Annotated in this window: 27 protein-coding genes; 16 read left to right on the forward strand and 11 right to left on the reverse strand. The window is 70.3% G+C overall.

What is annotated here, in order from left to right; genetic code table 11:
* Positions 1 to 32: 32 nt before the first annotated feature.
* The 3 genes from ACQPXM_RS15130 (at position 33) to ACQPXM_RS15140 (ending at position 1,994) form a co-directional block, all read left to right on the forward strand.
* Positions 33 to 521, forward strand: coding sequence for a DUF664 domain-containing protein (locus ACQPXM_RS15130; protein ID WP_432948954.1), 489 nt, complete (start codon positions 33 to 35; stop codon positions 519 to 521).
* Positions 522 to 582: 61 nt separating this feature from the next.
* The gene (locus ACQPXM_RS15135; protein WP_432948956.1) at positions 583 to 1,062 is read left to right on the forward strand and encodes a hypothetical protein; all 480 of its coding nucleotides are present in this window, start codon (positions 583 to 585) and stop codon (positions 1,060 to 1,062) included.
* Positions 1,059 to 1,994: a hypothetical protein gene (locus tag ACQPXM_RS15140; protein WP_432948958.1), complete on the forward strand. Its 936-nt coding sequence runs from the start codon at positions 1,059 to 1,061 to the stop codon at positions 1,992 to 1,994. The genes ACQPXM_RS15135 and ACQPXM_RS15140 overlap by 4 nt, the downstream gene beginning before the upstream one ends.
* 42 nt (positions 1,995 to 2,036) lie before the next feature.
* Here the strand turns inward: ACQPXM_RS15140 and ACQPXM_RS15145 are convergent, their stop codons facing one another.
* Positions 2,037 to 2,441 carry a hypothetical protein gene (locus tag ACQPXM_RS15145; RefSeq protein WP_432948960.1) on the reverse strand — a complete coding sequence of 135 codons (405 nt, stop codon included), beginning with the start codon at positions 2,439 to 2,441 and terminating at the stop codon, positions 2,037 to 2,039.
* 124 nt (positions 2,442 to 2,565) lie between these two features.
* Here ACQPXM_RS15145 and glnA point away from each other — a divergent pair, with 124 nt between their 5' ends.
* Positions 2,566 to 3,906, forward strand: coding sequence for a type I glutamate--ammonia ligase (gene glnA / locus ACQPXM_RS15150; RefSeq protein WP_077017075.1), 1,341 nt, complete (start codon positions 2,566 to 2,568; stop codon positions 3,904 to 3,906).
* Between the two features lie 32 nt (positions 3,907 to 3,938).
* On the opposite strand, the gene ACQPXM_RS15155 is transcribed toward glnA, so the two are convergent.
* Positions 3,939 to 4,547 (reverse strand): peptidylprolyl isomerase, encoded by a 609-nt coding sequence (locus ACQPXM_RS15155; RefSeq protein ID WP_432948962.1) that lies wholly within the window; start codon positions 4,545 to 4,547, stop codon positions 3,939 to 3,941.
* A gap of 131 nt (positions 4,548 to 4,678) precedes the next feature.
* On the opposite strand from ACQPXM_RS15155, the gene ACQPXM_RS15160 reads away from it, so the two are divergent.
* Positions 4,679 to 5,758, forward strand: coding sequence for a HupE/UreJ family protein (locus tag ACQPXM_RS15160; protein ID WP_432948964.1), 1,080 nt, complete (start codon positions 4,679 to 4,681; stop codon positions 5,756 to 5,758).
* Positions 5,755 to 9,393, forward strand: a complete 3,639-nt coding sequence (locus ACQPXM_RS15165) for a PQQ-binding-like beta-propeller repeat protein (RefSeq protein ID WP_432948966.1) — start codon at positions 5,755 to 5,757, stop codon at positions 9,391 to 9,393. Before ACQPXM_RS15160 ends, ACQPXM_RS15165 begins: the two co-directional genes overlap by 4 nt.
* Positions 9,394 to 9,441: 48 nt before the next feature.
* Here the strand turns inward: ACQPXM_RS15165 and ACQPXM_RS15170 are convergent, their stop codons facing one another.
* Positions 9,442 to 9,900: a hypothetical protein gene (locus tag ACQPXM_RS15170; RefSeq protein WP_432948968.1), complete on the reverse strand. Its 459-nt coding sequence runs from the start codon at positions 9,898 to 9,900 to the stop codon at positions 9,442 to 9,444.
* A 105-nt stretch (positions 9,901 to 10,005) separates the two neighbouring features.
* Here ACQPXM_RS15170 and ACQPXM_RS15175 point away from each other — a divergent pair, with 105 nt between their 5' ends.
* The 3 genes from ACQPXM_RS15175 to trmB all read left to right on the forward strand — a co-directional run bounded on the left by ACQPXM_RS15175 (position 10,006) and on the right by trmB (position 14,328).
* The gene (locus tag ACQPXM_RS15175; RefSeq protein ID WP_432948970.1) at positions 10,006 to 12,990 is read left to right on the forward strand and encodes a bifunctional [glutamine synthetase] adenylyltransferase/[glutamine synthetase]-adenylyl-L-tyrosine phosphorylase; all 2,985 of its coding nucleotides are present in this window, start codon (positions 10,006 to 10,008) and stop codon (positions 12,988 to 12,990) included.
* A gap of 86 nt (positions 12,991 to 13,076) precedes the next feature.
* The gene (locus tag ACQPXM_RS15180) at positions 13,077 to 13,595 is read left to right on the forward strand and encodes a SigE family RNA polymerase sigma factor (protein WP_432948971.1); all 519 of its coding nucleotides are present in this window, start codon (positions 13,077 to 13,079) and stop codon (positions 13,593 to 13,595) included.
* 19 nt (positions 13,596 to 13,614) lie between these two features.
* Positions 13,615 to 14,328 carry a tRNA (guanosine(46)-N7)-methyltransferase TrmB gene (gene trmB / locus ACQPXM_RS15185; protein ID WP_432948974.1) on the forward strand — a complete coding sequence of 238 codons (714 nt, stop codon included), beginning with the start codon at positions 13,615 to 13,617 and terminating at the stop codon, positions 14,326 to 14,328.
* On the opposite strand, the gene ACQPXM_RS15190 is transcribed toward trmB, so the two are convergent.
* Together ACQPXM_RS15190 and ACQPXM_RS15195 are read right to left on the reverse strand one after the other, a co-directional pair.
* Entirely contained in the window at positions 14,309 to 16,951 is a 2,643-nt protein-coding gene (locus ACQPXM_RS15190) for a family 78 glycoside hydrolase catalytic domain (protein ID WP_432948976.1), read from the reverse strand. The genes trmB and ACQPXM_RS15190 overlap by 20 nt on opposite strands.
* Before the next feature lie 92 nt (positions 16,952 to 17,043).
* Positions 17,044 to 17,370, reverse strand: a complete 327-nt coding sequence (locus tag ACQPXM_RS15195) for an NAD(P)-binding protein (RefSeq protein WP_432948978.1) — start codon at positions 17,368 to 17,370, stop codon at positions 17,044 to 17,046.
* A 96-nt stretch (positions 17,371 to 17,466) separates the two neighbouring features.
* Here ACQPXM_RS15195 and ACQPXM_RS15200 point away from each other — a divergent pair, with 96 nt between their 5' ends.
* The 6 genes from ACQPXM_RS15200 (at position 17,467) to ACQPXM_RS15225 (ending at position 21,998) form a co-directional block, all read left to right on the forward strand.
* Positions 17,467 to 18,531, forward strand: coding sequence for an ABC transporter substrate-binding protein (locus ACQPXM_RS15200; protein ID WP_432948980.1), 1,065 nt, complete (start codon positions 17,467 to 17,469; stop codon positions 18,529 to 18,531).
* Positions 18,532 to 18,551: 20 nt separating this feature from the next.
* Positions 18,552 to 19,349 (forward strand): ABC transporter ATP-binding protein, encoded by a 798-nt coding sequence (locus ACQPXM_RS15205; protein ID WP_432948982.1) that lies wholly within the window; start codon positions 18,552 to 18,554, stop codon positions 19,347 to 19,349.
* Positions 19,339 to 20,238 carry an ABC transporter permease gene (locus ACQPXM_RS15210; protein ID WP_432948984.1) on the forward strand — a complete coding sequence of 300 codons (900 nt, stop codon included), beginning with the start codon at positions 19,339 to 19,341 and terminating at the stop codon, positions 20,236 to 20,238. The genes ACQPXM_RS15205 and ACQPXM_RS15210 overlap by 11 nt, the downstream gene beginning before the upstream one ends.
* 79 nt (positions 20,239 to 20,317) lie before the next feature.
* Positions 20,318 to 20,404 carry a putative leader peptide gene (locus ACQPXM_RS15215; RefSeq protein WP_432951024.1) on the forward strand — a complete coding sequence of 29 codons (87 nt, stop codon included), beginning with the start codon at positions 20,318 to 20,320 and terminating at the stop codon, positions 20,402 to 20,404.
* A gap of 60 nt (positions 20,405 to 20,464) precedes the next feature.
* Positions 20,465 to 21,358 carry a sulfite exporter TauE/SafE family protein gene (locus tag ACQPXM_RS15220; protein ID WP_432948985.1) on the forward strand — a complete coding sequence of 298 codons (894 nt, stop codon included), beginning with the start codon at positions 20,465 to 20,467 and terminating at the stop codon, positions 21,356 to 21,358.
* A 196-nt stretch (positions 21,359 to 21,554) separates the two neighbouring features.
* Positions 21,555 to 21,998, forward strand: a complete 444-nt coding sequence (locus ACQPXM_RS15225; RefSeq protein WP_432948987.1) for a PLD nuclease N-terminal domain-containing protein — start codon at positions 21,555 to 21,557, stop codon at positions 21,996 to 21,998.
* Between the two features lie 368 nt (positions 21,999 to 22,366).
* Here ACQPXM_RS15225 and ACQPXM_RS15230 read toward each other — a convergent pair whose 3' ends face one another.
* Positions 22,367 to 22,663: a WhiB family transcriptional regulator gene (locus tag ACQPXM_RS15230; protein ID WP_077017062.1), complete on the reverse strand. Its 297-nt coding sequence runs from the start codon at positions 22,661 to 22,663 to the stop codon at positions 22,367 to 22,369.
* 153 nt (positions 22,664 to 22,816) lie between these two features.
* Between ACQPXM_RS15230 and ACQPXM_RS15235 the strand changes: the two genes are divergently transcribed.
* Entirely contained in the window at positions 22,817 to 23,785 is a 969-nt protein-coding gene (locus ACQPXM_RS15235) for a MerR family transcriptional regulator (RefSeq protein ID WP_432948989.1), read from the forward strand.
* Between the two features lie 35 nt (positions 23,786 to 23,820).
* Here the strand turns inward: ACQPXM_RS15235 and crcB are convergent, their stop codons facing one another.
* From crcB to ACQPXM_RS15260, 5 genes are all read right to left on the reverse strand, one after another.
* Positions 23,821 to 24,174 carry a fluoride efflux transporter CrcB gene (gene crcB / locus ACQPXM_RS15240; protein ID WP_432948991.1) on the reverse strand — a complete coding sequence of 118 codons (354 nt, stop codon included), beginning with the start codon at positions 24,172 to 24,174 and terminating at the stop codon, positions 23,821 to 23,823.
* Positions 24,171 to 24,548: a FluC/FEX family fluoride channel gene (locus ACQPXM_RS15245; RefSeq protein ID WP_432948993.1), complete on the reverse strand. Its 378-nt coding sequence runs from the start codon at positions 24,546 to 24,548 to the stop codon at positions 24,171 to 24,173. Before ACQPXM_RS15245 ends, crcB begins: the two co-directional genes overlap by 4 nt.
* Before the next feature lie 34 nt (positions 24,549 to 24,582).
* On the reverse strand, positions 24,583 to 25,131 hold the full coding sequence (locus ACQPXM_RS15250; RefSeq protein ID WP_432948995.1) for a histidine phosphatase family protein: 549 nt from the start codon (positions 25,129 to 25,131) through the stop codon (positions 24,583 to 24,585).
* A 55-nt stretch (positions 25,132 to 25,186) separates the two neighbouring features.
* Complete coding sequence (locus tag ACQPXM_RS15255; RefSeq protein ID WP_432948997.1) at positions 25,187 to 25,816, reverse strand: hypothetical protein; 630 nt, start codon at positions 25,814 to 25,816, stop codon at positions 25,187 to 25,189.
* Positions 25,817 to 26,015: 199 nt separating this feature from the next.
* Positions 26,016 to 26,525: a GNAT family N-acetyltransferase gene (locus tag ACQPXM_RS15260; RefSeq protein WP_432948999.1), complete on the reverse strand. Its 510-nt coding sequence runs from the start codon at positions 26,523 to 26,525 to the stop codon at positions 26,016 to 26,018.
* Between the last annotated feature and the right edge of the window lie 93 nt (positions 26,526 to 26,618).

Consider the following 26,618-nt stretch of genomic DNA (forward strand, 5'->3'; position numbering starts at 1 on the left):
CGGGACCTGGACTCCGGTGCCACAGTGAACGAATGGAACGGGCGCCCGAACCAGAGGCCTTCGACGAGATCGGCGCAGTCACCGGCTGGCTCGCGTTCCACCGCGACGCGCTCGCCGCCAAGTGCGAGGGGCTGACCGCGGAGCAGCTGGTCACCGCGTCGGCGCCGCCGTCGTCGCTGACGTTGCTCGGGCTGGTCCGGCACCTGACCGAGATCGAGCGGGACTACCTGGTCAACGATCTCAGCGGGGTGGACCACGGCTGCCACTACGTCGGTGACGATCCCGACGCGGACCTGGAGAACCTCGACGTCTCGATGGTCGAGGAGTCGCTGCGGCGCTGGTACGCCGAACGGGCGGTCGCCGACGAGCTGATCGCGCGGCACGACGACTTCTCCGCGATGGCGGCGACCGGCAAGGCGTCGGTGCGGGCTCATCTGCTCAAGGTCGTGCAGGAGTACGCGCGGCACAACGGGCACGCGGACATCCTGCGCGAGCGCATCGACGGCAGCCGCGGGGAGTAGCCGGCGCCGAGATCCGGTTGAGACGAACGGCCGGCCGGAGCGCCCCGGCGGGTGGTGTGTAATGGCGGGCGTGACGACGGGTGACGTGGGTGGCGAGCTGCGGCTGGGGCGGGTGGGGAAGGCGCTTCGGGTCGTGGTCGCCGTGGTCGGGGTCGTGCTGCTGGTGAACGGGTCGGTGCGGATGACCGACGACGTCTGGCCGTTCGGGCCGATGTCGCAGTACGCGATGACCGTGCCGGACGACGCGTCGGTCACCTACACCCGGATCCAGGCGCAGACCGACGCCGGGACGTCGGTGGACGTGCCGCTGAACATCGAGGGCGCGGGCGTGGCGCGGGCCGAGATCGAGGCGAGGACGGGGGAGATCGTGAAGGATCCCTCGTTGCTGCAGCAGGTGGCCGACGGGTGGGCGCGCAAGCATCCGGACCAGCCGAAGTACGTGAAGCTCGAGCTGATCCGCGACACCACGCAACTGGTCGAGGGGCGCGTGGAGGGGCCGCCGAAGGCCGAGGTCCTGGCGACCTGGCAGGTGCGGCGATGAGCGCCACCGTCGAGCACAAGACCGGCCGGGGCGCCGCGATCGCGAACTGGTTCACGCCGAAGATCGCGCTGGCGCGGATCGCCTGGCTGCGGACCGTGCTGTACCTGTTCGTCATCCTCGACATGCACGCCTTCGTCCGCGACACCCGGCTCAAGGGCGAGCACCCCGGTCTCTACCAGCCGCTGTTCCTGGCCCGGCTCTTCGACCTGCCGAAGCCCTCGGTCGCCAACACGACCACCCTGTACGTCGTACTGATCGTGTTCTGCCTGATCGGTGCGTCCAACCGGCTGCCGCGGCTGGCCGGCTGGATCGTCGCGCCGGCGTTCACCTGGTGGGTTCTGATCGGGATGAGCGACGGCAAGGTCGACCACGACCATCTCGCCCTGGTGGTCGCGTTGTGGGTACTGCCGACGGTCGCGCCGAACAAGGCCCGCACCGGCTCGGTGTACGCCGACCAGACCACCTCCGAGGCGGCCGGCTGGGCGATCCGCTGTGTCCAGATCAGCGTGATCTCGACGTACTTCCTGTCCGCGGTCGCCAAGCTTCGCAGCGCGGGCTGGGCGCTGACCTGGCCGGGCAGCGCGATCCTGACCTGGGCGATCGTCCGGCGGCCGCACCCGGTGGGCGAGTGGCTGCTGCACCACCCGTGGATGCTGCACGTGATGCAGTGGGTCGGGTTCATCGGCGAGATCCTGTCGCCGGTGGTGCTGTGGCTGAAGGGCCGCTGGCAGTTGCTCGGCGCACTGTTCTTCATCGGCTTCCACGTCGCGAACACCGCGATCCTGCTGATCCACTTCCTGCCGACGGTGGTCTGCTGGCTGGCCTTCGCGCCGCTCGAGAGGATCGCGCCCTGGGCACGGGGCCTCCAGCTCTGGACTGAGGAGCGCAGGGAGCGAAGCGACCGGAGTGACGAGGGAAGAGCTGGAGTTTGAGCCCCGTGCCCCACCGCGCCGGAGGCGCGGAATATGTAGAGCTCAGCCGGCGACGCCGGACAGCCCGAAGACGAGCCCGAAAGCCGCCGGCAGACCCAGCAGCAGCCCGGCGCGTAGCCGGAAGCGGCGACCGCCCGGGCCGGGGGTCCGGACGACGCGGGACAGCACCGCACCGGCGTACCCGAAGACCAGCGCGGCGAGCAGGATCTGCTTGGTCGGCAGGGTGGCGTCCTCGTGGGTCAGGCCGAGGGTGACCAGGCCGGGGCAGCAGAAAGCGAACATGCCGAAGCCGAGCTCCGGGATCGGCAGCCAGCGGCGCCCCAGCACATCGAGCTCGGCCGGCCGCTTGCGCTGGATCGACCGGACGAACCGGCCGGTGCTGAGCAGCAGGTCGCTGATGCAGAGGATCGCGGCCACGATCAGCGCGGCGTGGAAAACGGTCTGCACCCGCAGCACCTTAGGCCCTGGAGCGCGCGATGTCCCCGGCGGCACGTAACGTCTGCTTAACAGAGCCGGGGCACACTGTGTGAGGTCCGGTGCTATGACGTTGCGTCGAGAGGTGGAACCGCCGATGGACAAGCAGCAGGAGTTCGTGCTGCGCGCGCTCGAGGAGCGCGACGTACGGTTCGTGCGGCTGTGGTTCACCGACGTGCTCGGGTTCCTCAAGTCGGTGGCGGTGGCGCCGGCCGAGCTGGAGGGTGCGTTCGCCGAGGGCATCGGGTTCGACGGCTCCGCGATCGAGGGGTTCGCGCGGGTGACCGAGGCGGACATGCTGGCCAAGCCCGACCCGTCGACGTTCCAGATCCTGCCCTGGCGGGGCGAGACGATGGGCACCGCGCGGATGTTCTGCGACATCAACATGCCGGACGGCTCGGCCTCGTTCGCCGACCCGCGGCACGTGCTGAAGCGCACGCTGTCGAAGGCGGCCGATCTGGGCTTCACCTTCTACACCCACCCCGAGATCGAGTTCTACCTGTTCAAGTCGCTGACCGGCGCCCCGGGCACCTATCCCGAGCCGGTCGACTCCTCGGGCTACTTCGACCACACCCCGCAGGGCATCGGCAACGACTTCCGCCGCGAGGCGATCACGATGCTGGAGTCGATGGGCATCTCGGTCGAGTTCAGCCACCACGAGGGCGGTCCGGGCCAGCAGGAGATCGACCTGCGGTACGCCGACGCGCTGTCGACGGCGGACAACATCATGACGTTCCGCGTCGTGGTCAAGGAGGTCGCGCTCAGCCAGGGCATCTACGCCTCGTTCATGCCCAAGCCGCTGAGCGACCAGCCGGGTTCGGGCATGCACACCCACATGTCGCTGTTCGAGGGCGACCGGAACGCGTTCTTCGAGGGCGGCGCGCAGTACCAGCTGTCCAAGACCGGGCGCGCGTTCATCGCCGGCCTGCTGCAGCACGCGGCCGAGATCACCGCGGTGACCAACCAGTGGGTGAACTCGTACAAGCGACTTGCCGTCGGCGACGAGGCCCCGTCGTTCATCTCCTGGGGGCACAACAACCGCTCGGCCCTGGTCCGGGTGCCGATGTACAAGCCGCACAAGGGACAGTCCAGCCGGGTCGAGTTCCGCTCGCTGGACTCCGCGGCGAACCCGTACCTCGCCTTCGCGCTGATGCTGGCCGCCGGGCTGAAGGGCATCGAGGAGGGCTACGAGCTGCCGCGCGAGGTCGAGGACGACATCTGGTCGCTGACCGACCGGGAGCGCCGCGCGCTGGGCATCAAGCCGCTGCCGAGCAGCCTGGCCGAGGCGATCCACGCGATGGAGGACAGCGAGCTGGTCGCCGAGACGCTCGGCGAGCACGTCTTCGACTTCTTCCTGCGCAACAAGCGGGTCGAGTGGCAGGACTACCGCAAGCAGGTCACGCCGTTCGAGCTGAACAAGCTGCTGCCGGTCCTCTAGCCGGGCCTCCCGGGTGATCTCGCCCGGGTGCGTCAGCCGACCTGGACCCCGGTGATCGTGACCGGGGTCCGCGGCGTGCCGCCGTCCCCGGCGCCGCCGGCCGCGACCTTGTCGATCACGCCGAGCCCGGCGACCACCCGCCCGATCACCGTGTACTGCGGCGGCAGCGCGGCGTCCCGGTACACGACGAAGAACCGGGCCGCGTTCTGCCCGGCGGCCGGCACCATCGCGACGGTGCCGCGCGGATACTTCTCCCGGCCGGACAACTCGGCGCGGAACCGGAACCCGGCCTCGGCCGGTCCGCACTCCAGCAGCACCGGCGTGAGCCGCCCGCACGACGCGTCCCGGTAGAAGCCGCCGAGCGCCAGATGCCCGAGGCTGTGCACCGCGCACGGCGCGTTCGTCCGGTCCAGTCGCAGCTCGACCGGTCCGAGGGTTGTTGTCACCGTCACCTTCACCACGCCGATCGTCGGCGTCAGCGAGTACGGCGGCCGAACCGTCGCGGGGGCGCCGGTCCGGGTGTAGGTGCACTGCTTGAACAACGGCGGCGACACGGCCTGGGCGCTGGCCAGCCAGCCCTCCAGGACGAACACGACGGTAGCGACAACGACCACTGCGAGAACCCGCTGCCAGCGACGCATAGTCACGACGGTAACACTGAGTGTTGCCCGCGCGACAGGGTCGCACGTAGTTACGGCTATCCCTGTGATGGCGGCAGATAGTTTCCTGACCGGACATCAACCGGCCATCGGTGCCGCGTGGGATGGACCGCATGCGCCGTCTGTTCACGCTTCTCGGCCTGCTCGTGCTTCTCGCGCTGGCGGGGACCACCGCCGCCTCCGCCCACGTGATCGCCTCGACCGGCTACGCGACCGTCACCCAGGACGGCCGCCAGGTGAACGTCCAGCTCAGCCTCGAGTACGCCGTACTGGCGCGTGCGGTCGATCTCGGCGCGCCGGCCACGGACGACGGGCAGCGGTCGCAGGCGCTCGACCAGGCCAAGCCGGCGCTGGAGACCTACCTGCACGACCGGGTCGTCGTCTCCCTCGACGGCGCCGCCTGCGAGCCGGAACTGGCCACCACCTCGGTCGGCTCCCGCGCCGGTACGCCGTACGCGGAACTCGGCCTGGCCTACGCCTGCGCGGGTGACGGTGGCGTGTTCCGTCTGCACTACACCGTCTTCGGCGACGCCGAGGCTGTTGCCGACGACCACACCAACCTGGTCGAGTACCACTTCGGCGACGACTCCGGGCGAATCGTCTTCGACCGCAGCCACCACGACTTCACCGTCGGCGACAGCTCGGTCGCCGCATCCAGCCTGCAGTTCGGGACGATGGGCGTCGAGCACATCCTGCTCGGCCTCGACCACGTGCTCTTCGTGGTCGCCCTCATGCTCGGCGCGCAGAGCCTGAAGAGCCTCGTCCAGGTCACGTCGATGTTCACCCTCGCGCACAGCGTCACGCTGGTCTCCACCCTGCTCGGCGGACTCACCGTGCCGGCGGTCGTCGTGGAGCCGCTGATCGCGCTCTCGATCGCCTTCGTCGCGGTCGAGAACCTGCTCGGCTCCACCCGCCACCGGCTGCCGGTGGTCTTCGGATTCGGTCTTCTGCACGGGCTCGGCTTCGCCGGTTCACTGCGGATCACCGATGAGATCAGCCCGGAACTGCTGGTCTCACTGCTCAGCTTCAACGTCGGGATCGAGGCCGGCCAGGCCGTGCTGCTGCTGGCCGTCTTCCCGCTGGTCCTGCTCGTCCGCCGGAGCCGGATCTCGGTTCCCGCGGTCCGCTCGGCGACAGGGGTCGTCGCCGCCTTCGGCCTCTACTGGTTCGTAGAAAGGTTCTTCCTCGCATGATCGGCTCTCCTCGCACGAGCGATCGGCCACCGGCCACCCGGTGGCACAAGGTCCTGTACGGCGTCACCGGCGGCCTGGCCGCCCTGGTGATCGGTGTCCCGCTGACCGGCGTGATCGCCGACGCGGTCGACGCGCCCGCCGCCACCATCACCGGCACGGTCTTCGAGGACCGTGACAGCGACAACCGGCTCGACAGCAACGAGACCCCGCTGGCCGGTGTCACCGTCTCCGACGGCCAGCAGCTCGTGGTGACCGACAAGTCGGGGCACTACAGCTTCAGCACCGATGTCGAGCGCCGGGACGTCGACCTGGTCTTCGTCAGCCAGCCGGCCGGTTACTCGGTCGGCACCGACGACAACATGACGCCGAAGTTCTACCGCAACCTCGGCCAGCTCGCGGCCGGGGACAGCCGGGAGGTGAACTTCGGGCTGCGGAAGGACAAGTCGGCCGCCGACGGTGGCTTCACGTTCGGCAACGTCGCCGACCCGCACGTCAACGCGCAGCTGCCCGAGCAGATCACCGAGATCAACTCCACCCGGCAGAACCTCGCGTTCATCCAGGTCAGCGGCGACCTGACCAACAACGCGACCGACGCCGAGTTCGAGTTCTACAAGTCCTCGACCGCGAACTCGAAGGTGCCGGTCTGGCCGGCCGTCGGCAATCACGAGTACTCCGCCGGTACGACGTACGCGGCGCGGATCAACAACTACCGCAAGCACGTCGGGCCGGAGTGGTACTCCTTCGACTACAGCGACCGGCACTTCCTGGTGCTGGAGAACAACGGCGCCGCGCCGTTCGCCGAGCAGCTGGAGTGGGCCAAGGCCGATCTGGCCCAGCACATGACCAAGGGCAAGCACCTGGTCGTGCTGACCCACCAGCCGATGAACGTGCCGTTCGGTTCGCCGTCGGTCTACGACGCGTACGGCAAGCTGCTCGAGCAGTACGGCGCCGAGCTGATCCTGGTCGGCCACGAGCACTCCAACGACGTCGAGCCGAAGAGCGACTTCGCGGGCACCGCCAAGCACATCCAGACGGTCTCCTCGTCGTACACGATCGACAACTCGCCGCGTGGGTTCCGGTTCGTCAACATGGACAACAAGTCCTTCGGCAACCCGTTCCGGATCTACGGCGCCGAGAAGGACCTGACGATCGTGTCCCCGGCGCCGGGGACCTCGGTGCCGATAGACAAGTTCCCGGGTATCCAGGTGAACGCCTACGACACCATGGACGCCCCGGTGAAGGTCCGGTACCGGCTCGACAACGGGAACTGGAAGCAGTTGCGGTCCACCGGCGAGTTCACCTGGTACGCCGACCTGCCGGGCAACGCCAAGATCGGCAAGCACACCCTGGAGGTGGAGGCGGCCGACAAGACCGGCGCGACCTGGAAGGGCACGTCGAAGTTCACGCTGACCAACGAGAAGGCCGTCAAGCCGGTCGCCGGCGCGAACTGGAACCAGCACCACGGCGACTCGTCGCACAGTGGTGTGGCTGCCGACTCCATCGCGGCCGGGCAGCGGCTGGCCTGGTCGTACCGGACCAAGGGCACTTTCCTGACCGGTTCACCGGCCATCGTCGACGGCGTCGTGTACGCCGGCACCCGGGACGAGAACGGCGAGGGCAACAGCGCCGTGCACGCGGTGAACCTTGCCACCGGCAAGAAACTGTGGAGCTACGACGTCCCGTCGTCGGTGCACGGCAGCATCGCGGTCTCGGACGGGCTGGTCTATGTCCCGACCCTGCGCGGCACGTTGTTCGCGGTGGACGCCAGGACCGGGCAGCTGAAGTGGCGCAACGACCCGCAGCCCGCGCCGGAAGGCAACAACCAGCGCACCTACGGGTACTACGGCGTGACGGTTGCCGACGGCAAGGTGCTGTTCCCGTTCCAGACCCGGTTCGGCGAGGCGGCGGCCGGCATCCTGCTGGCCCTCGACGCCAAGACCGGGCAGCGGATCTGGGGCTCGCCGATGGCGGGCAACACGATGAGCGACGGGACCCCGGCGGTCGCCGACGGTCGCGTGTACGTCGGCAACCAGGACGGCAGCATCGTGATCGCCTACGACTTGAAGACCGGCCAGAAGCTGTGGTCCGGGACCGACACGCTCGGCGGCTGGCAGGACGGCGTACCGACCGCGGGTGGCGGCAAGGTGTTCATCGGGTCGAACAACGGGATCGTGGCCCGTGACGGCGCGACCGGCGCCGTGCTCTGGAGCTACACCAGCACGCACCCGTCGCTGGTCAGCAGCGGCGCGACACCGTCGGCCGCGGCGCTGAGTGGCAACACGGTCTACATGTCCTTCCCGAGCGGTGCGGTGACGGCGCTCAACGCGACGACCGGCGCGGTGATCTGGGACCAGTTGCTGCCGGGTTCGCAGTACCGGGGTGGGTCGTTCACCTCGCCGGCGCTGTCGGGCACCACGCTTTTCGTCGGGGCGAACAGCGGCGGCTTCTACGCCCTGGATGCGCGGACCGGACAGCCGTTGTGGTCGCAGAACATCGGCACCTGGGTGTCGGCGGGTCCGGCGGTCAGCGGCAATACCGTGGTCGCGGGTGCCTTCGACGGCAACCTGTACGCCTTCACCCCGGGTGGTACGTGGGCGCAGCCGTGGCCGGTCGTCTCCGGCACCGTGACGCTGAAGGCCGACGGCAAGCCGGTCGCCAACACGGCGGTCAGCGTGGTCAAGGACGGTACGGCGATCGGCCGGACGACGACGGATGCCGCTGGCAACTACCGGGTCGGGCTGCCCGGCGGCGCGGGCACGTACACCCTCCAGGTGGCGCAGCTCGGCTACGCGACGGCGGCGCGGGAGGTCACGGTCGGCGTCGGCGGGGCCAACGGGATCGATCTGCAGGTCAGCCCGGTGAACGTCGACGCGAGCATCGGGAAGCGGCTGCCGAGCGGCCTGGTCGAGGGTGGACCGGGCGATGTGGTGATCGAGAACAAGTTGCTCGCGCTGGCGGTCGCGAAGGTCTACAACGACCCGCAGCTGAACCAGTCGACGACGGGCAAGGTGCTCGACCTGGCGATCACCGGGCAGCCGGACCAGCTGGACTGGATCAACCTGCCGTACGTGAGCACGGCCGAACCGACCGGCGGCAACGCGTGGGCGCAGCTGCAGACGCGGTCGACCGACGTACGGATCGTGGAGAACTCGGGGGAGAAGGCGGTCGTCCGGGTGACCGGGACGTCGGCCGAGCACCCGGGGCTGAAGATCGTCACGACGTACACGGCGACGGCCGACGAGTCGTTCGTGACGGCGGAGACGACCTTCACCAACGACTCCGGCGCCGCGTTGTCGGTGTGGGCGGGTGACGCGATGGACCACGACGGTGCTGGTTCTCGGTCTGCTGTTGCCGGGTTCCCGCCGGTGACCAGTGGCGGGCCGTTCAGTCAGGTGCCGACCGCGAAGCGCTGGATCGGTCAGTCGGGCACGACTCCGGACAACCAGACCTACGGGCTGGTGTACTCGGCGGCTTCCGGTGCCTTTGCCGGGTATTCGCAGAGCAACTTCACGATGAGCAAGTTCAAGCTGGAGCTGCCGGTGGGTGGTTCGCACACCATCAGCCGGCGGATCGTGGCGGTCTCCAACGGAGGAGCGGCGGACAAGTTCGGCGTGCTCGACCAGTTCGCTTACTGAGTCGAAGGAAAGGACGGCCCGGCGGCTTTCGGTCGCCGGGCCGTTTTTTCAGTTGGCGCCGGCGGTTTCCGGAGTTGTCCAGCGAGCTGCCGCGGTGGAGTGGCGGTACGGCGCGGTGAGGGCCGGCGGCGCCGGGGTGGTGGTGCGGACCTCCGGGACCGTGGTGCCGTCGGGGGCGAGGATGCTGACCTCCTCGACGGTGAGCAGGCCGACCGGCCGCGTCCCCTCCGTGACCACGACGATGCTGCCGGGGACGACCTGCTGGGCCCGGTGGTTCTCGGCGGGCACCAGGATGCCTTCGGCCGACGAACGCCAGGCGCCCGGGGCGAAGCGGCGCAGGGCGATGCCGACCTGGCCGTCCTCGGGCGTGCGTGGTGGAAGGTAAGCGGTGGCTGTGTAGTCGTAGTCGTAGTCCGGCTCGGGCGGCCCGGACACTCGCCCGCCCTGCTGGGGCGTCAACCAGACCACCGTGCCCCGAACAGCGAGCGACCCCGTCATCATGACCATGACCAGTCATCATGCCCGTCACGGACCGCTTTTGCCAGACCACTCCGTGTGTTGGGCGTGATCACCCCGCAACCGAACCGCGATCTGCGCCGGTAACCTGCGGGGGTGGCGGAGTCGCGAAAGGTTTCCAGTGAGGGCCGGCTGGTACGCCGGGGGTTCGCGGACCCTCAGCGGGCCGCGAAACAGCTCGACCAGCTCGACCTGCTGGAACCGCACACCCCGATCGCGACCGACCAGCTGATCACCTCCCTGTCCGAGGCGGCCGATCCCGACCTCGCGCTGACCCACCTGCTCGGCCTCGCCGAAGCCCTGGCCCAGCACGACTACGACGTCGCCGCCTTCGCCCGCACGCTCGACATGGACGGCGACTTCCGCCGTCGCCTGTGCTGTGTGCTCGGGGCGAGCGAGGCGCTCGGCCGCCATCTCACGGTCCACCCCCGGCACTGGTACGACTTGGCCGACCCGGCGCTGGCCGGCAGCAACCCGACCCCGGACGACGTCGCCGTCCGGCTGGCGACGGCTGTCGACGCGGACAACCCGGTCGATGCCCTCCGCATCGAGTACCGCCGGCTCCTGCTCCGCCTCGCCGCCCGCGACCTGGCCGAAGGTCTGCTGGTCGACGAGACCGCCGCCGTGCTCGCCGACCTGGCCGGCGGCGCCCTGGAGACCGCGCTCCGGATCGCCCGCAACGACTACTTCCGCCAGCATCCCGACGCCGCCGACTGCCGGCTCGCGATCATTGCCATGGGCAAGTGTGGCGGCCGCGAGCTGAACTACGTGAGCGACGTCGACGTCCTGTTCGTCGCCGAGCCGCTCGAGGGCCAGGACGAAGCGCCCGCGCTGAAGACCGCCACCCAGCTGGCCGCCGCCGCGATGCGGATCTGCTCCGCGCACACCGCGGAAGGCACGCTCTGGCCGGTCGACGCCGCGCTGCGCCCCGAAGGCAAGTCCGGCCCCCTCGTCCGCACGCTCGACAGCCACCTCGCCTACTACCAGCGCTGGGCCAAGACCTGGGAGTTCCAGGCGCTGCTGAAGGCCCGGCCGATCGCCGGTGACGCCGAGCTCGGTCTGGCGTACGCCGATCGGACCGCGCACCTGGTCTGGTCGGCCGCCGACCGCGACGGATTCGTCGACGACGTCCAGGCGATGCGCCGCCGGGTCGTCGACCACATCCCGGCCGCCGACGTCGACCGCCAGCTGAAGCTCGGCCCGGGCGGCCTGCGCGACGTCGAGTTCGCCGTCCAGCTGCTGCAGCTCGTGCACGGCCGCAGTGACGAGTCCGTCCGCAGCGGGACGACGCTGATCGCCCTGGAACAGCTCACCAGCTCCGGGTACGTCGGCCGAACGGACGGCGCCGTGCTCGCGGACGCGTACCGGTTCCTGCGATCCATGGAGCACCGGATCCAGCTGTACCGGCTCCGGCGGACCCACTCGGTCCCCGAGCAGGAGGACGACCTGCGCCGGCTCGGCCGCTCGCTCGGGTTCACCAAGGATCCGATCAACGACCTGACGAAGGTCTGGAAGAAGCACGCGCTCGAGGTCCGCCGCCTGCACGAGAAGCTGTTCTACCGCCCGCTGCTGGCCGCCGTCGCCAGGATTCCCGGCGAGGAGGTCCGCCTCACTCCCGAGGCGGCCAAGCAACGCCTCACCGCCCTCGGGTACGCCGATCCGGCGTCCGCGCTGCGCCACATCGAGGCGCTGTCCGAGGGGGTGTCCCGGCGGTCGTCGATCCAGCGGGCGCTGCTGCCGGCGATGCTCGGCTGGTTCGCCGAGTCGCCGGACCCGGACGCCGGCCTGCTTGCTTTCCGGACGATCTCCGACGCTCTCGGCTCGACGCCCTGGTACCTGCGGCAGCTCCGCGACGAGGGCGCCTCCGCCGAACGCCTCGCCCATCTGCTCGCCAGCGGCCGGTACGCCGTCGACCTCCTGCAGCGCGCTCCCGAGGCGACGGCGATGCTCGCGGACGAACGCGAACTCGTCCCGCGTGGGTCCGAAGCCCTGCTGACCGAGATGTCGGCCGCGGCACGCCGGCAGGACAAGCCCGAAGCCGCGGTCGCCGCCATCCGCGCGGTCCGGCGGCGCGAACTGTTCCGGGTCGCGGCCGCCGACCTGTCGAACCTGCTCGACGTCGAAGCGGTCGGCGAGGCGCTGACCACGATCGCCGCCGCGACGCTGACCAGTGCGCTGGAGGTCGCGCGGCGGGTGGTCGCCAAGGGCGGTGAGGAGCCGACCCGGATGGCGATCGTCGCGATGGGCCGGTTCGGCGGGCACGAGCTCGGGTACGGCAGCGACGCCGACGTGATGTTCGTGCACGACCCGTTGCCGGGGGCATCGGAAAAGGCCGCGACCGACTTCGCCACCCAGGCCGCGACCGAGCTGCGCCGGCTGCTCGCGCTGCCGGGCTCGGACCCGGCCGTCGCGATCGACGCCGACCTGCGCCCCGAGGGCCGCCAGGGACCGCTCGTCCGCACGCTGGCGTCGTACGCGTCGTACTACGCGCGCTGGTCGGCGGTCTGGGAGGCGCAGGCGTTGCTGCGCGCCGACCCGCTCTGTGGCGATCCCGAGCTGTGCCGGGCGTTCCGCGAGTTGATCGATCCGCTGCGCTACCCGGCGGACGGCGTACCGGAGCGGGACGTGGTCGAGATCCGGCGGATCAAGGCGCGGGTGGACGCCGAGCGGCTGCCGCGGGGCGCCGATCCGGCCACGCACACCAAGCTCGGCCGGGGCGGCCTCGCCGACATCGAGTGGACCGTCCAGCTGCTGCAGTTGCGTGAGGCGCACCGGGTTGAGGGTCTGCGGACGACGCGGACGCTCGGAGCGTTGCGGGTGGCGGTCGAGCAAGGTCTGTTCGAGCACCAGCAGGCCGAGGTGCTGCGGGCCGCGTGGGAGCGGGCGACGCGGATCCGGAACGCGATCATGCTGGTCCGGGCCCGGCCGGGCGACTCAGTGCCGCGGGATCCACGCGACCTCGCGGCGGTGGCCCAGATCTGCGGTTATCCGCCCGGCCAGACCAGCAGGTTCTCCGACGACTACCTGCGGTTGACCAGGCGGGCACGCAACGTGGTCGACCACCTGTTCTGGGGAGAGTAGATTGCCGGTGTGAGCCGATGAAAGTGTCGTGAAAGTCACTTACGCCACTCTGTTTTCTCGCAGAGTGACGCCGGGGGTGATCGAACATGACGGAACTGTCGGGGGACAGCGCCGCGAGCTTCACCGAGTTCGTGGCGCGACGGTACGGCGCGTTGCTGGGCACCGCGTACGCGCTGACCAAGGACCACGGGCTGGCCGAGGACGTGGTCCAGACGACGCTGGCCAAGTGCTGGCGGACCTGGGACTCGATCCGGGCCGACGACCCGTACGCCTACGTGCGGCAGGTGCTGGTCAACACCTGCCGGGCCTATTGGCGGGTGAAGAAGGGCAAGCTGGAGTTCCCGACCGAGGAGCTGCCGGTGTTGCCGGTGGTGATCGACTACTACGACCGGATCGAGCGCGACTCGGTCCTGGTCGCGGCGCTGGAGCGGCTGCCGGGACGGATGCGGGTGGTGGTCGTCCTGCGGTACCTGGTCGACCTGAGCGAGGCCGAGACCGCGGAAGAGGTCGGCTGCGCGGTCGGCACGATCAAGAGCCAGACCAGCCGCGCGCTGGCCCGGCTGCGCGGTGACCCCGTCCTGCTCGACTACCGGCGCAGTGCTTGACGCCCTGTACTTTGTACCGATGGAAACGGTGGACCAGGTGCGGCAACCGGGCGTGTTCAGTCACGTCCGGCGCAGTGTGCGGATGACAGTCGGACAGCAGCGGGTGTGGGAGACGCACTGGCCCGAGCTCGGCCGCAAGCTGGAGGATCTGCCGGCCGGCACCCTGGATCTGGACGCCTGGTTCGGCCGGTCCGCGCCGGTGGTGCTGGAGATCGGATCGGGCATGGGCGAGGCGACCGCGCAGCTCGCGGCGGCGGCGCCCGACGTCAACCACCTCGCGGCCGAGGTGTACCCGGCCGGGCTCGGGCAGCTGATGCTCGCGATCGAGAAGAACGAGCTGACCAACGTCCGGCTGCTGCACGGTGACGCGCTGGACTTCCTGCGCGACCACGTCGCGCCGGACACGCTGGACGGCGTACGGATCTACTTCCCCGACCCGTGGCAGAAGAAGCGGCACAACAAGCGGCGGCTGGTGAAGGCACCGTTCGTGGCTCTCGTCGCCTCGCGGTTGCGGCCGGGCGGCACGCTGCACCTGGCGACCGACTGGGCCGACTACGCCGAGGAGATGCTCGCGATCTGCTCGGCCGAACCGCAGCTGGTCAACCAGTACCACGATGGCTGGGCGCCGCGTCCCGCGTGGCGCCCGCTGACCAAGTTCGAGTCGCGGGCGCAGGTCGAGGGCCGGGTCTGCCGCGACCTGCTTTTCACGAAGGTCACGCCGTCCGGCTGGTGAACGACCAGTGCCCTGACGAGACCGTGTAGACCAGGTAGCCGTCCTCCTGCACCGGCTCCGCGGCGTACGGGGCCGGTACGACGGTGACGTCGGTCTGGTCCTCGGCCGGTACGTGCACCTCGGCAGTGCTGCCGACCGGCACCTGCACCTCCAGGTGCAGCACCCGGCCGACGAGTCGCCAGCTGGCGGACACTCGGCCGCGGACGGTGTCGGTGCGCACCGAGGCCTGCGCCGTACCGGAGCGGGCGTCCGGGCGGACCACGATCCGCTGCCAGCCGTTGCCCGCGTTGCGGAGGCCGGTCACGTTCTCCAGCAGCCACTGCACCGCTGTGCCGTGGAAGTAGTGGTTGCGCGACCGGGTGTCCGCCTCCCACATCTCCCACAGCGTGTCGGCGCCCTGCTCGAGCCAGTAGCCCCAGCTCGGGTACGTCCGCTGCTGGGCCACCTTCGCGGCGACGTCGGCGTGCCCGTACCGGGTCAGGACGGGAAGCAGCACTCCGACCCCGAGGCAGCCGGTGTTGAGGTGGAAGTCGCGCGCCTCGACGTCGGCGACCAGGTTGGCCACGACGCGGTCGACGATGTCCTCGGGCACCAGACCGAAGGCGAGCGGGACCGCGTTGGACGTCTGGCGGTAGTCGGGGTCCTTCGCGGTGCGGTAGAGCCCGGCCTCGCGGTCGAGGAACTCGCGGTTGAGTCCCTCGGCCAACTCGGCTGTTGCCTTGTGCAACCGCTCCAGGCCGGGCGCACCGATCAGCTCGCCGATCTCGATCACCGCGGTGATCGCCCGGTGCAGGTAGGCCGTGGCGGTCAGCCGGGAGTCCTCGGGCGGCGGGCCGTCGGGATAACCCGGGGGAAGCCAGTCGCCGAGGACACTTGTCGACAGGCCGTTCTCAACCCGGGCCAGCTCCCAGTCGAGGTAGCGGTTGACCGGTTCCCAGTGTTCGCGCAGCACGCGGGTGTCGCCGTACCAGCGGTGCATCTCGCGCAGGACGAACGGGTAGACCGTCGACCACTCGGTCGCGGGCGCGAGTTCGGCGTACCCCCAGCCGCCGGACGGCACAATGACGGGCAGCTGGCCGTCGGCGGTCTGGCTGTCGCGCAGGTCGCCGAGCCACTTGGTGAAGAAGCGGGACAGGTCGACGAGCGAGGCCATCGACGGCGCACCGACCTGGGCGTCGCCGGTCCAGCCGTTCTTCTCGAAGATCGGGGTGTCGGTGGGGATGCCGTGCAGGTTGTTCAGCACCGTACGGCGCATCGCGCCCTCGAGCCACTCGTAGACCTCGACGTCGGAGCTGAACCGCGAGGCCGGGCGGACGTCGGAGTGCACCACCTGGAGGGTGAGCTCGGCCTGGCCGGCGCCGGTGACCTGGACGTAGCGGAATCCCTTGTACGAGAAGCGTGGCGACCAGGTCTCGATTCCGTTGCCTGAGGCAATGTATTCGTCGCGCTGGAAGCGGTCGTGCTCGACGTGCCGGTTGACGGCGACGACCGTGCCGTCGGGGGCGAGCGTCTCGCCGTACAGGAGGGTGATCTTCTGGCCGGCCGGGGCCTCGACCTTCAGGCGGACCCAGCCGGCGGTGGTGCGGCCGAAGTCGACCACCTGGGTGCCGGCGTGCGGGCGGGTGATCTCGGCCGGGGCGATCTGCTCGACGACTCGGATCGGTTCGTGCTTCTGGGCTCGTAGTTCGCCCTTCGGTTGCGGCAATTCGAGGGCAGTGGTCCAGCCGGACGCGTCGAAGCCGGGGGAGTCCCAGCCGGGTTGTTCCTCGCGGGCGTCGTAGGTTTCGCCGGAGAAGAGGGAATCGCTGAGGGTCGGGCCGCTGGCGACCTGCCAGGTGGTGTCCGAGTGGAGCTCGGTGGTGGTGCCGTCCTCGTGGTCGACGACGAGGCGGGCCAGCAGCCGCGGATCGCCGGTCCACGGAGCTTGGTGCCAGCGCCAGACGTTCGGGGTGGTCAGGCCGAAGAAGCCGCGGCCGAGCTCGGCGCCGAGCACGTTCTCGCCGGGATGCAGCAGCTCGGTGACGTCGTAGGTGACGTAGAGGACCGTGTGGTCGTAGTCGGTGAAGCCGGGGTCGAGCACGGCGTCGCTGACGGGTTGGCCGTTGACGCGCAGGTCGGCGTAGGCGAGACCGGTGGCGTAGAGGCGGGCCCTGACGATGGGGCTGGTCAGCTCGAAGCTGCGGCGGAGCAGGGGAGCGGCTTCGGTGGAGGCGCCGATCCAGCGGGCGTCGCTGAATCCCTCGTCGAGAAGTGCGGTCTCGAACCAGCTCGGGCGGCTCCAGCGGCCGGCGCGGTCGAGACCGTCCCACAGGCGGACGGTCCAGTGGTAGCGGGTGCGCGGGGCGAGGGCGGGTCCGTCGTACTCGAGCTGGATGGTGTCGCCGGTCGATTTGCCGGTGTCCCAGATGTCGGCGCGCTCTGGGGTGAGCAGGTCGGGGGAGGTGGCGACGAGAACCTGGTACGCCGACTGGGTGGCGCCGAAGCCCGGGGCGGTGGCGATCCACGCGAGCCGCGGGCGGGGCTCGTCGAGGCCGAGCGGCTGCTCGGCGTACTCGACCGTGAGCCTCGCCACGTCGAGGGGTCCGCCAGGCGTCCAGCCGTCCGGTACGACAGGTGCGGCCACGGGCAGGGCTCCTCACGGAAGGCGGCAGATCCCGGAGGACCGTACGTAGCGCGGACCGGTCGCGGCAAGCGCCGTGACCGGATTCGGACAACTCAGGACCGAGGGGTGAACGCGTTCGCCCGCAGCCGGTGGGGCGTGTGCCTGCTGGGCCGGACGTCCGTCTCGAAGACGGTGACCCGACACGTCCGGCTCAGCAGGTACGCCGCGGTCACACCGGCGACGCCGGACCCGACCACGGCCACCGCGGGCGATGACCGTTCACGGAGAAGCTTCGCAAGTGCATAAGTTTTGAACAACTTTTTTCCAGCGACGGAGGAGATTTGAAGCCGCTCACGCGGTGAATGTGCCCGGTCAGGCAATGGACTCATCGTCTCGCATAGTGAAAGAAAACCTAATTGATAGGTTTTCTTTGCTTTCATGGTTCGCAGACAGGTCCTCCCGGTGCCCCCCCCCGCGTCAGGCCCGAACAACAGAACGCGATCCGCCCAGATCGCCCGCACCTGAAGGTCACCACTGTGAGCCACCACTTCCGCCGTACCCGCCTGCTGGCCGCCGCCGTCTCGCTCCTGGCGGTCGTCGCCGGTTGCAGCCGGGCCGGCAGCGACGAGCAGCCGGTCGCCGCGACCGACAAGGGCCCGGCCGCGCAGTTGCGGCTCGGCTACTTCCCGAACGTCACCCACGCCGCCGCGCTGGTCGGCCTCGACCAGAACCTGTTCGGCAAAGAGCTCGGCAGCACCAAGCTGGTGCCGACCAAGTTCAACGCCGGCCCGGAGGCCGTCGGCGCGCTGCTCGGCGGTTCGCTGGACGCCTCGTTCATCGGCTCCGGCCCGGCCATCAACGCCTACGCCAAGTCCAACGGGTCCGCGGTCCGGCTGATCGCCGGCGCCACCTCGGGCGGCGCGCAACTGGTGGTGAAGCCGACGATCAGCAAGCCGGAGGATCTGGTCGGCAAGACCGTGGTCACGCCGCAACTGGGCAACACCCAGGACGTGTCGCTGAAGAAGTGGCTGGCCGAGAAGAACCTGACCGGCAAGGTCAAGGTCACGAACCTGGAGAACGCGCAGACGCTCGACGCGTTCAAGAAGGGTGACGTGGACGCGGCCTGGCTGCCCGAGCCCTGGTCGTCGCGGCTGGTGCTCGACGCCGGGGCGAAGGTGCTGCTGGACGAGGCCTCCTTGTGGCCCGACGGCAAGTTCCCGACCACCGTGCTGATCGTCCGGACCCAGTTCCTGCAGGAGCACCCGCAGACGGTGAAGGCGTTGCTGACCGGCCTGGTCGCGGCGATCGACTTCAGCACCAAGGACGAGGCAGCCACGAAGACCGTGGTCAACAAGCAACTGCTCGAGCTGACCGGCAAGGCGCTGAAGCCGGCCGTGATCGACCGCGCCTTCGCCAACATCGAGATCACCGCCGACCCGGTCGCCGCCCAGTTCCCGCAACTGGCCAAGGACCAGGTCACCGCCGCGATCGCCAAGCAGGCGCCGAGCGTGGCCGGATTCGCCGACCTGGCGCCGCTCAACGAGGTGCTGACCAAGGCCGGACAGCCGACCGTCGACGCCGCCGGCCTGGACACCAAGTAACCGTTCCGAGGGGGGACACCATGACCGCGACGATCGAGACCAGGCAAGCGGCACCGGCGGTGACGCCGGTCCGCTTCCACCAGGTCGGCAAGACGTTCGGGCAGGCCAGCAAGGCAGTGGTCGCGCTCGACCAGGTCGACCTCGCGGTCGGGCCGGGAGAGTTCGTCTGCCTGGTGGGCGCCTCGGGCTGCGGCAAGACGACACTGCTCAACCTGGTGGCCGGGCTGGATCAGCCGACCAGCGGCCGGATCGAGCTGAACTCGTCCCGGCCGGCGGTCGTGTTCCAGGAAGCCGCACTGATGCCGTGGCTCACCGCCGCCGGCAATGTCGAGCTGCCGCTGCGCATGGCCGGCGTCGGCAAGGCAGCCCGGCGGGCTACCGCGGCCGAGCTGCTAGAACTGGTCCGCCTCGCGGGCTTGGGCGACAAGCGCCCGCACGAGCTGTCCGGCGGCATGCGCCAACGCGTCGCGCTCGCCCGGGCACTGGCCTCGACGACCGATCACACGGGCGCGGGAGCGGGCAAGCCGTCGTTGCTGCTGATGGACGAGCCGTTCTCGGCGCTCGACGCGATCACCCGCGACGTCCTGCAGGGCGAGCTGCTGCGGATCTGGCGAGCGACCGGTACGGCGATCCTGTTCGTCACCCATGACGTCCGCGAAGCGGTCCGGCTCGGCCAGCGAGTTGTCCTGCTCTCGTCGCGTCCGGGTCGTGTCGTCCGGGAGTGGAACGTCGACGGGCTCACCGACGGCGCGCAAGCCGGTGCGGTGGACGAGGTCAACGCCGCTCTGCGCACGGTGATCAGCAGCCATGCCGCCTGAGGCCACCCGGGTCCACCCGGTCGACGATCGCGACGCCGGCTCCGTCGGGGCGGGACTCGACGCGCTCGACACGCCGATCACGGCGTACCAGGAGAGCCCGGTACGCCGGATCGCCGGGCGCGTCCTGCCGCCGATCGGTGCGATCGCCCTGTTCGTGCTGATCTGGCAGGTGCTCTGGGCGGCGGCGTTCTGGCCGGAGTTCAAACTGCCCGCGCCGGTCGACGTCTGGGCCCAGATCTGGCAGCTGGTGGTGTCCGGCGAGATCCTCGAACTGTTCTGGACCTCGGTGCACCGGGCCGTGATCGGGTTCGCGATCTCGCTGCTGATCGCCGTACCGCTCGGACTGGCGATCGCGAACATCACCGTGGTCCGGCGCGGGGTCGGGCCGCTGGTGTCCGGGCTGCAGAGCCTTCCCTCGGTGGCATGGGTGCCGGCCGCGATCTTGTGGTTCGGCCTCAACGACCGGGCGATCTACTGGGTGGTGCTGCTCGGCGCGGTCCCGTCGATCGCGAACGGGCTGGTGTCCGGGCTCGACCAGGTGCCGCCGATCCTGCCGCGGGTCGGCCAGGCGCTCGGCGCCGGCCGGTGGAGCGGGATCCGGTACATCCTGCTGCCGGCCGCCCTGCCCGGATTCCTCGGCGGGCTCAAGCAGGGCTGGGCGTTCTCGTGGCGGTCCCTGATGGCCGCCGAACTGATCGCGACCTCGCCCGATCTCGGCGAAGGGCTCGGCCAGTACCTGCACAACGGGATGTCGCTGTCGGACATCTCGATGGTCTTCGCCGGGATCCTGCTGATCTTCGTGGTCGGGGTCGGCATCGAGCTGCTGGTCTTCCGGCCGCTGGAGAACTCGGTGCTGCGCGCTCGCGGACTGACCCAGGGTGTGCGGTGAGGCCGTCGCGAACTGAGAAAGCTGTCTCGAATCCTGAAACTCAGGCATTTTGGCTGACTTTGTCTGCTTTCCTGAGTTCATGCAGGTCATCTCGAACGCGCCCGGAGACGCTCTCACGCGTCGCCGGCACGTCGATCTGCTCCGCGTGAACTCCGCCGGCTGTTGACCTCGGGCGTACCACCTCGACCCGTCCTCGTCGTCCTTCATCGCCCGAAGGAGCAGTTCCGTGCGTCGTCTCATCCTGATCGCCCTGCTCGGATCCATCGCCCAGCTCGTCGACGGCACCCTCGGCATGGCCTACGGAGTCACCGCCACCACGGCGCTGCTGATCACCGGGATCACCCCGGCCGTCGCCTCCGCCGCCGTTCACCTCAGTGAGGTGGGCACCACGCTCGCGTCCGGCCTGTCGCACTGGCGGTTCGGCAACATCGACTGGCGGGTGGTCGCGCTGATCGGTGTGCCCGGTGGAGTCGGCGCGTTCGCCGGCGCGACGTTCCTGTCCAGCCTCTCGACCGAGTCGGCGTCGCTGTGGATCGCCGCGCTGCTGATCCTGCTCGGGGTCTACATCCTCGGCCGGTTCGCGACCGGCAAGGTGCGTGCGGTGATCGAAGGCAGGGTCGGCGGCCGGTTTCTCGGTCCGCTCGGTCTGGTCGCCGGTTTCATCGACGCCACCGGAGGCGGCGGTTGGGGTCCGGTCGCGACCTCGGCGCTGCTCGGCAGCGGCAAGCTCGCGCCGCGCAAGACGGTGGGTTCGGTGAACGCCGCGGAGTTCGTGGTGTCGGTCGCGGCCAGCCTCGGCTTCCTGTTCGGTCTCGGCCAGGCGAACATCCCGTACGACCTTGTCGCCGCGCTGCTCGTCGGTGGGGTGCTGGCGGCGCCGCTCGCGGCCTGGCTGGTGTCCCGGCTGGCGACGCGGTGGCTCGGGGTCGGTGTCGGGCTGGTGCTGATCCTCACCAACGCGCGCACGCTGCTGAAGGGCCTCGAGGTCGGCACCGGTGGGCGGTTCGTCGTGTACGGGCTGGTCGTGGCGCTGTGGGCCGGAGTCGTCGCGTACGGGACCCGCCGGTTCGCCGCCGCGCAGCGGACCGAGGAGAAGGAGCTGGAGACGATCGCGGGCTGAGCCTGCTGGGGTGCTGGGTGCTCGGTCTGCGTGCGGGGTGCTGAGCGCGCCGGCTTCCGGGCCGGCGCGAGCTGTTGGTTGGCGGGGCCGGCGCGAGCTGTTGTTGTGGGGGACCGGCTCAACCGTTTCCGAGCCGAAAGGCGGCGGGCCGCGCCGCCGGGGTCGCGCGTTGTGGCGGGCGCCGTACTGTGGAAGCGTGCGATATCTGCCGTTCCTGATCAGCCTGGCCTTGACCGTGTATGCGTTGTTCTCCTGCATCCAGACGCGGAACGAGGACGTGCCCTACCTGCCGAAGCTGGTGTGGCTCGTCCTGATCGTTTTCGTGCCCTTCGCCGGGCCGATCGTCTGGCTGCTGATGTCGCGCAACGCCCGCCGCCCCGAACGCCCGGTTCGGCGGACGCCCGCCGCGGGCCGTCCGGTCGCGCCCGACGACGATCCGGACTTCCTGGCCACGCTCGACCGCTTCCGCGACCCGAGGATGGGTGGCTCCGCGCCGCCGCCGGTCGACCCGGCGGCCGAGGACAAGGTCGGCAAGGACAAGCCGGCCAAGGACAAGCCGGCCAAGAAGAAGCCCGAGCCGGACAAGCCCAAGGACACCGGCAAGGAAGCCCCCACCGAGTCCGACGACGGCAAGCCGTAACCCACCTGCGCGGTTGACCGGGGCGTCTGCGTACCTCGGCGCCGCGGCAGCTCGGCCGGCACCGCAGGTCCGCGTTCGCCCGCAGCTACTCCGGACGAGCCCGCGACGTTCGCCAGTCGACCGACGTCCACCACCGATCAAGCTGCCGCTCCGAGGTCGGCCCACGCTTGATCCCGCTCGCGCGTGGTGCTGAGGGCGACGTTGGTCGGTGGTGCACGTCGGCTCCGGTTTCAGGGCACAGCGCTGCTGAGGCCTGAGGCCGGTGCTGGTGGTGTGATCAACCTCCGGACGAAACAACCGGGGTTGGGTCCGGAGCCGGCGGTCGGCCGGATCCGGAAGGGTCGGGGTGGTGCGTCACCCGGCGGCCGTCAGGCGGACTTCCTGTGCTCGGCGAGTACGACGTTGTTGTCCCGCTCGGATTCCGTGGTCCCGCCCCAGACGCCGTACGGCTCTCCGACGGAGAGTGCGTGCTGACGGCACTCGGGCTGGACCGGGCAGGTACCGCAGAGTGACTTCGCCACCATCTCGCGCGCGCGTTTACGGACGCCACGCTCCGATTCGGGGGAGAAGAACAACTCCGGGTTGACGTCGCGGCAAGCGGCTTGCGACTGCCAGTCCCACAGATCCATGAGCGGGCGGGGTAGGCGAGGCATCCCTCTCGACATGGCAACCTCCTTGACTCACCGTGAGCGCGGACGGGCGCTCGGTGAAAACTATGCTCAACTCATGCGTAGTTCAACCCTTGTCGTCTCGAAGTTCGGTCCATTCGTTATCGGTCCGTGGCGATTCGGCCCGGATCGGGGGCGGAAACAGGCATCATGAAGGCCGTGCAGGAGACCTCGGAGACCCTCACCGTCGGGGCCGCGGCACGCCGTCTGGGCATCGCCGCCCCGACGCTGCGCAGCTGGGAACGCCGCTACGGCTTGAGGCCGAGCGCGCGCAGCACAGGCGGCCACCGGCGCTACGACGCCCACGACCTGGCCCGGTTGCGCGCGATGCTGCGCCTGGTCGACCAAGGGGTCCCCACGGCCGAGGCGGCGGCCGAGGTCCGCGACCGGGATTACCCGATCTCGTCACCAGCTGTGACTTCCGCCACGTCCGTTGCCGCAGGCCCGCAGAAGGCTGCCGCGGCAGCTTTTCGCCCGTCCACGCGGGCCCGCGCCGAAAAAGCACGTCCGCCGGCCGACCTGTTCTCGCTGGCGAACGCGATGGATTCGGAGCGGCTCACCCACGAAGTTGCCCGCAGCCTCGACCGCTCGGGTGCTGTCGATGCCTGGACCGAGCGGTTGATGCCCCTGCTGGTCGAGGTCGGCGACCAGTGGGAACGCACCGGCGCCTGCGTCGAGGTCGAGCACCTCGCGTCCGACGCGGTCGCGGGCGGCCTGCGCTATCACACCCGGCGGGCGGTCGAGCGGTTCCGGCCGGCCGAGGAGGAGCGGCCGGTGGTCCTGGCCTGTCTGGAGCGGGAGGACCACGCGCTGCCCCTGCTGGCCCTGGCGGCCGCGCTGGCAGAGCGTGCGGTGAAGGTCCGGACGCTGGGCGCGGCGACACCGGTCAGCTCGCTGTCGATGGCCGTACGGCGGGTGCGCCCGGCCGCGGTGTTCGTGTGGTCGAGCGCGCCGGAGACCGCCGATCTGACCGCGTTGAAGACGCTGGCGCGCACTCGGCCGTCGTACTCACTGGTGATCGGGGGACCGGGCTGGCGGGCGCTCGGCGCGCCCACCGGCTGGGTGAACTCGCTCGGCGAAGCGGTCGAGGCCCTGGTGGCGGCGGTCCGGCCCGGCTGAACCGACGGGCAACTGCGGGCCTGGAGTGCTCTCGGCTAGGTGATCGTGGCACCGAGGATCGCGGAGGCGAGACCGACGCCGAGGTTGAGTACGACGTTGAGCCCGGCGCCGGTCCGGTTGCCGGCGCGCGCGAGCTGCAGCGTCTCGGCGGCGAAGGTGCTGTACGTCGTGAACGCGCCGCAGAAGCCGACGCCGACCAGGAGCGTGGTCGTGTGGTCGGTGATCCCGGTCAGTACGCCGAGCACGAAGCTGCCGAGCACGTTGACCGTCAACGTCCCCCACGGGAACGGTGTCGCGCCGCGCAGGACCCGGCCCACGACGTACCGGTCGATGAGGAACCGCAGCGGCGCCCCGACGGCCGCGCCGGCGGCGACGAGCAGGATGTTCACCGCGCCACCCGGTCGCCGGCCCAGACCGCGACCAGCGCCGCGGCGAGCGTTCCGAAGAAGTAGACCAGGGCAACGACCGCGTGGTCGGGCAGCAACCGGTCGGTGTCGACGGCAAACGTCGAGAACGTCGTGAATCCGCCGAGCACACCGGTCCCGAGGAACGGCCGCAGGAGCTGGTGCGACCGTGGCGTGAGCCGGGCGAGCAGCACACCGATCAGGAAACACCCGGCCGCATTCGTCACGAACGTCGCCCAGGGGAACCCGCCGACCTGGTGAGGCCAGGCCTCGGCGAGCCCGTACCGGGCCAGAGCGCCGACGACGCCGCCGGCCGCGATCACCGGCAGCAGCCGGCCGAGCCCTGCCTCGCCGCTCACCGCGGAACTCCTTCCGGCCGCCGGACGGCGGGATTCACCCGTCGTCAGCCGGATCGTAGCGGTAGTACTCGTGGGCGCCGTGGGCCACGTCGGGGATGCCCGTGAGGGCCCGGATCACCATCGAGTGGGTGATCGCGAGGACCGGCCCGTCGGTGCTCGCGGTGTGCCGGGCGAAGGCGGCGCGGGCGCGTTCGCGGACCCTGGACAACGGCTCCCAGCGGCGCGGAATGCCGTCCGGCCATTCGCCGCCGTACTCGTCGAGCTCCGCCTGAGCCGCCCGTACGTCGGCGACGCCGCGCCACGAGCCGGTGCTGTCCGGGAGCCAGTCGCGCAGGTCGTAGTCGACCTTGACGCCGAGCGCGAGCCGGTGCCCGATGATCGCGGCGCTCTGCAGGGCCCGGGTGAACGGCGAGCTGACCAGGTACGTCGCGCCGATCCCGCTGAGCAGGTCGGCGACCGCCTCGGCCTGCTTGATGCCCTCGGTGCTGAGCGGAGCCGAGTCGGCGGCCATGCCCGGCCAGCCGCGGCCCTCCACCGGTGCGTAGTCCGGTGCCCCGTGCCGCACCAGGTAGGTCTGGATCACGAGCCTGTTCTACCTGACTCGGCAGCTTCGCGTCGTCCGGTCCGTGGTGTCGCCGTCATCGCAGGTGCCGGGCGCCGGCCCACCCGCGGGCATGCCCGCCCGGCAGCGGGTCCGCGCCGGGCGTCGGCGGCCGGATCGCGTGCTGTACGCCGAACAGCTGGTCGAGCGCCGCGCGGTCGTCGTCGTCCGTGCCCTCCTGGCCCTCGGCGGGCGGTGACCAACTGCTCGGCGGCGACCAGTTGTCGCCCGCGCCGGGCCGCGACGAACCGTCGGCTTCGCCCGCCGCCGTTCCGCCGTTCGACGAGGCGCTGTGGAACTCGTCGAGCGGCGACCAGGTGTCGGTTTTGCTCGAGGCCGTCCCGCCGAGTGGGGACGCGCTGTGGAACTCCTCGAGTGGTCTGGCGCCGCGTTGGCCGAGCGGGCGCCGGGGGTGCAGCTCGGGCGGGTCGAGCGGCGGGGAGGGCTCCGTCCAGTCCTCCAGCCAGTGGACCTCCGTGGCGCCGTGGTGGCCGTGCACGGCGAGCACCGAGTCGAGGTCGGGCCAGACCGCCGTCGCGGGATTGTTGCCTCGCCACCGCAACGCGACCGACCCGTCGGTGAACACGCAGCCCTCGGCGACCACGCCGGTCCCGGAGACGCCGCTGAGGTCGCGGTGCCGGACCAGCTCGAACGTGCGGGGGCTCACCACCCCGCACCGTCGCCGGCGTGCCGAACCAGACCCCCGAGCGGACTCGCCACCGTACTTCGACCCCTTACGCGCCTCGACGTGTTGTTGCGACCCTCAACGACGCATCGCCTGTCCCGGTTACTGCTGGGAACGTCGGCGTCTCACCCCGTGATCGCTTCCGTCTCAGCGTTGCCGACGGCATCGATGGGCCTGGCGTTCAGCGGGTCGGGCGGCGCAGGAAGACGCGGTCGGCGGGCGCGAGCCCGATCGCGGCCTCCTCCTCGCGGATCTCCAGCAGGCCCGGGGTGAGGTCTTCGTCGTCCAGCGGGCGGAAGCCCAGCCCCGCGTAGTACGGCGCGTTCCAGGCGACATCCCGGAAGGTGCTGAGGGTGATCGCCGGAAGGTCCTGTGCGACCGCCCAGGCGTCCACCGCGTCGATCAGCGCCCGGCCGACACCCTGACGCTGGTGGTCGGGATGCACGCTGACCTGCTCGATGTGCGCGGCGCGGTCCACGACCTTCACGAGCACGTAGCCAACCGGGTGGTCGTCGGCGTCGGCCGCAACCCAGGCACGGCCGGCACGCTGATACGAGCGGAGCACATGCAGGGCCGGCGGCTCGTGCTCGGCGATGTCGTTCATACCGATCTGCCGGAACAGCTCGCCCGCGGCGGTTTCGACGGTGCGCAGGACCGGAAGGTCGCCGGGCACGGCGAGTCTGATGTGCACCCGAGAAGACAACCATGAGGTGGGTGCTACGCTGATCGTGTGAAGCGTTGCTATTGGCGATTTTTTGAGTGGCCGGCCCTGGTGCCGGGTGAC

Origin of the sequence: Kribbella sp. CA-253562 (assembly GCF_050942265.1) — a bacterium.
Lineage (GTDB): Bacteria > Actinomycetota > Actinomycetes > Propionibacteriales > Kribbellaceae > Kribbella.

Excerpts from the sequence above, each read along its gene's own strand:
- ACQPXM_RS15230 (WP_077017062.1), bottom strand. The coding sequence starts at position 22,663 with ATGTCGAGAGGGATGCCTCGCCTACCCCGCCCGCTCATGGATCTGTGG.
- ACQPXM_RS15135 (WP_432948956.1), top strand. The coding sequence starts at position 583 with ATGGCGGGCGTGACGACGGGTGACGTGGGTGGCGAGCTGCGGCTGGGG.
- glnA (WP_077017075.1), top strand. The coding sequence starts at position 2,566 with ATGGACAAGCAGCAGGAGTTCGTGCTGCGCGCGCTCGAGGAGCGCGAC.
- ACQPXM_RS15130 (WP_432948954.1), top strand. The coding sequence starts at position 33 with ATGGAACGGGCGCCCGAACCAGAGGCCTTCGACGAGATCGGCGCAGTC.
- ACQPXM_RS15235 (WP_432948989.1), top strand. The coding sequence starts at position 22,817 with ATGAAGGCCGTGCAGGAGACCTCGGAGACCCTCACCGTCGGGGCCGCG.
- ACQPXM_RS15205 (WP_432948982.1), top strand. The coding sequence starts at position 18,552 with ATGACCGCGACGATCGAGACCAGGCAAGCGGCACCGGCGGTGACGCCG.
- ACQPXM_RS15165 (WP_432948966.1), top strand. The coding sequence starts at position 5,755 with ATGATCGGCTCTCCTCGCACGAGCGATCGGCCACCGGCCACCCGGTGG.
- trmB (WP_432948974.1), top strand. The coding sequence starts at position 13,615 with ATGGAAACGGTGGACCAGGTGCGGCAACCGGGCGTGTTCAGTCACGTC.
- ACQPXM_RS15210 (WP_432948984.1), top strand. The coding sequence starts at position 19,339 with ATGCCGCCTGAGGCCACCCGGGTCCACCCGGTCGACGATCGCGACGCC.
- ACQPXM_RS15180 (WP_432948971.1), top strand. The coding sequence starts at position 13,077 with ATGACGGAACTGTCGGGGGACAGCGCCGCGAGCTTCACCGAGTTCGTG.
- ACQPXM_RS15160 (WP_432948964.1), top strand. The coding sequence starts at position 4,679 with ATGCGCCGTCTGTTCACGCTTCTCGGCCTGCTCGTGCTTCTCGCGCTG.
- ACQPXM_RS15170 (WP_432948968.1), bottom strand. The coding sequence starts at position 9,900 with ATGGTCATGATGACGGGGTCGCTCGCTGTTCGGGGCACGGTGGTCTGG.
- ACQPXM_RS15215 (WP_432951024.1), top strand. The coding sequence starts at position 20,318 with ATGCAGGTCATCTCGAACGCGCCCGGAGACGCTCTCACGCGTCGCCGG.
- ACQPXM_RS15195 (WP_432948978.1), bottom strand. The coding sequence starts at position 17,370 with ATGAAAGCAAAGAAAACCTATCAATTAGGTTTTCTTTCACTATGCGAG.
- ACQPXM_RS15155 (WP_432948962.1), bottom strand. The coding sequence starts at position 4,547 with ATGCGTCGCTGGCAGCGGGTTCTCGCAGTGGTCGTTGTCGCTACCGTC.
- ACQPXM_RS15140 (WP_432948958.1), top strand. The coding sequence starts at position 1,059 with ATGAGCGCCACCGTCGAGCACAAGACCGGCCGGGGCGCCGCGATCGCG.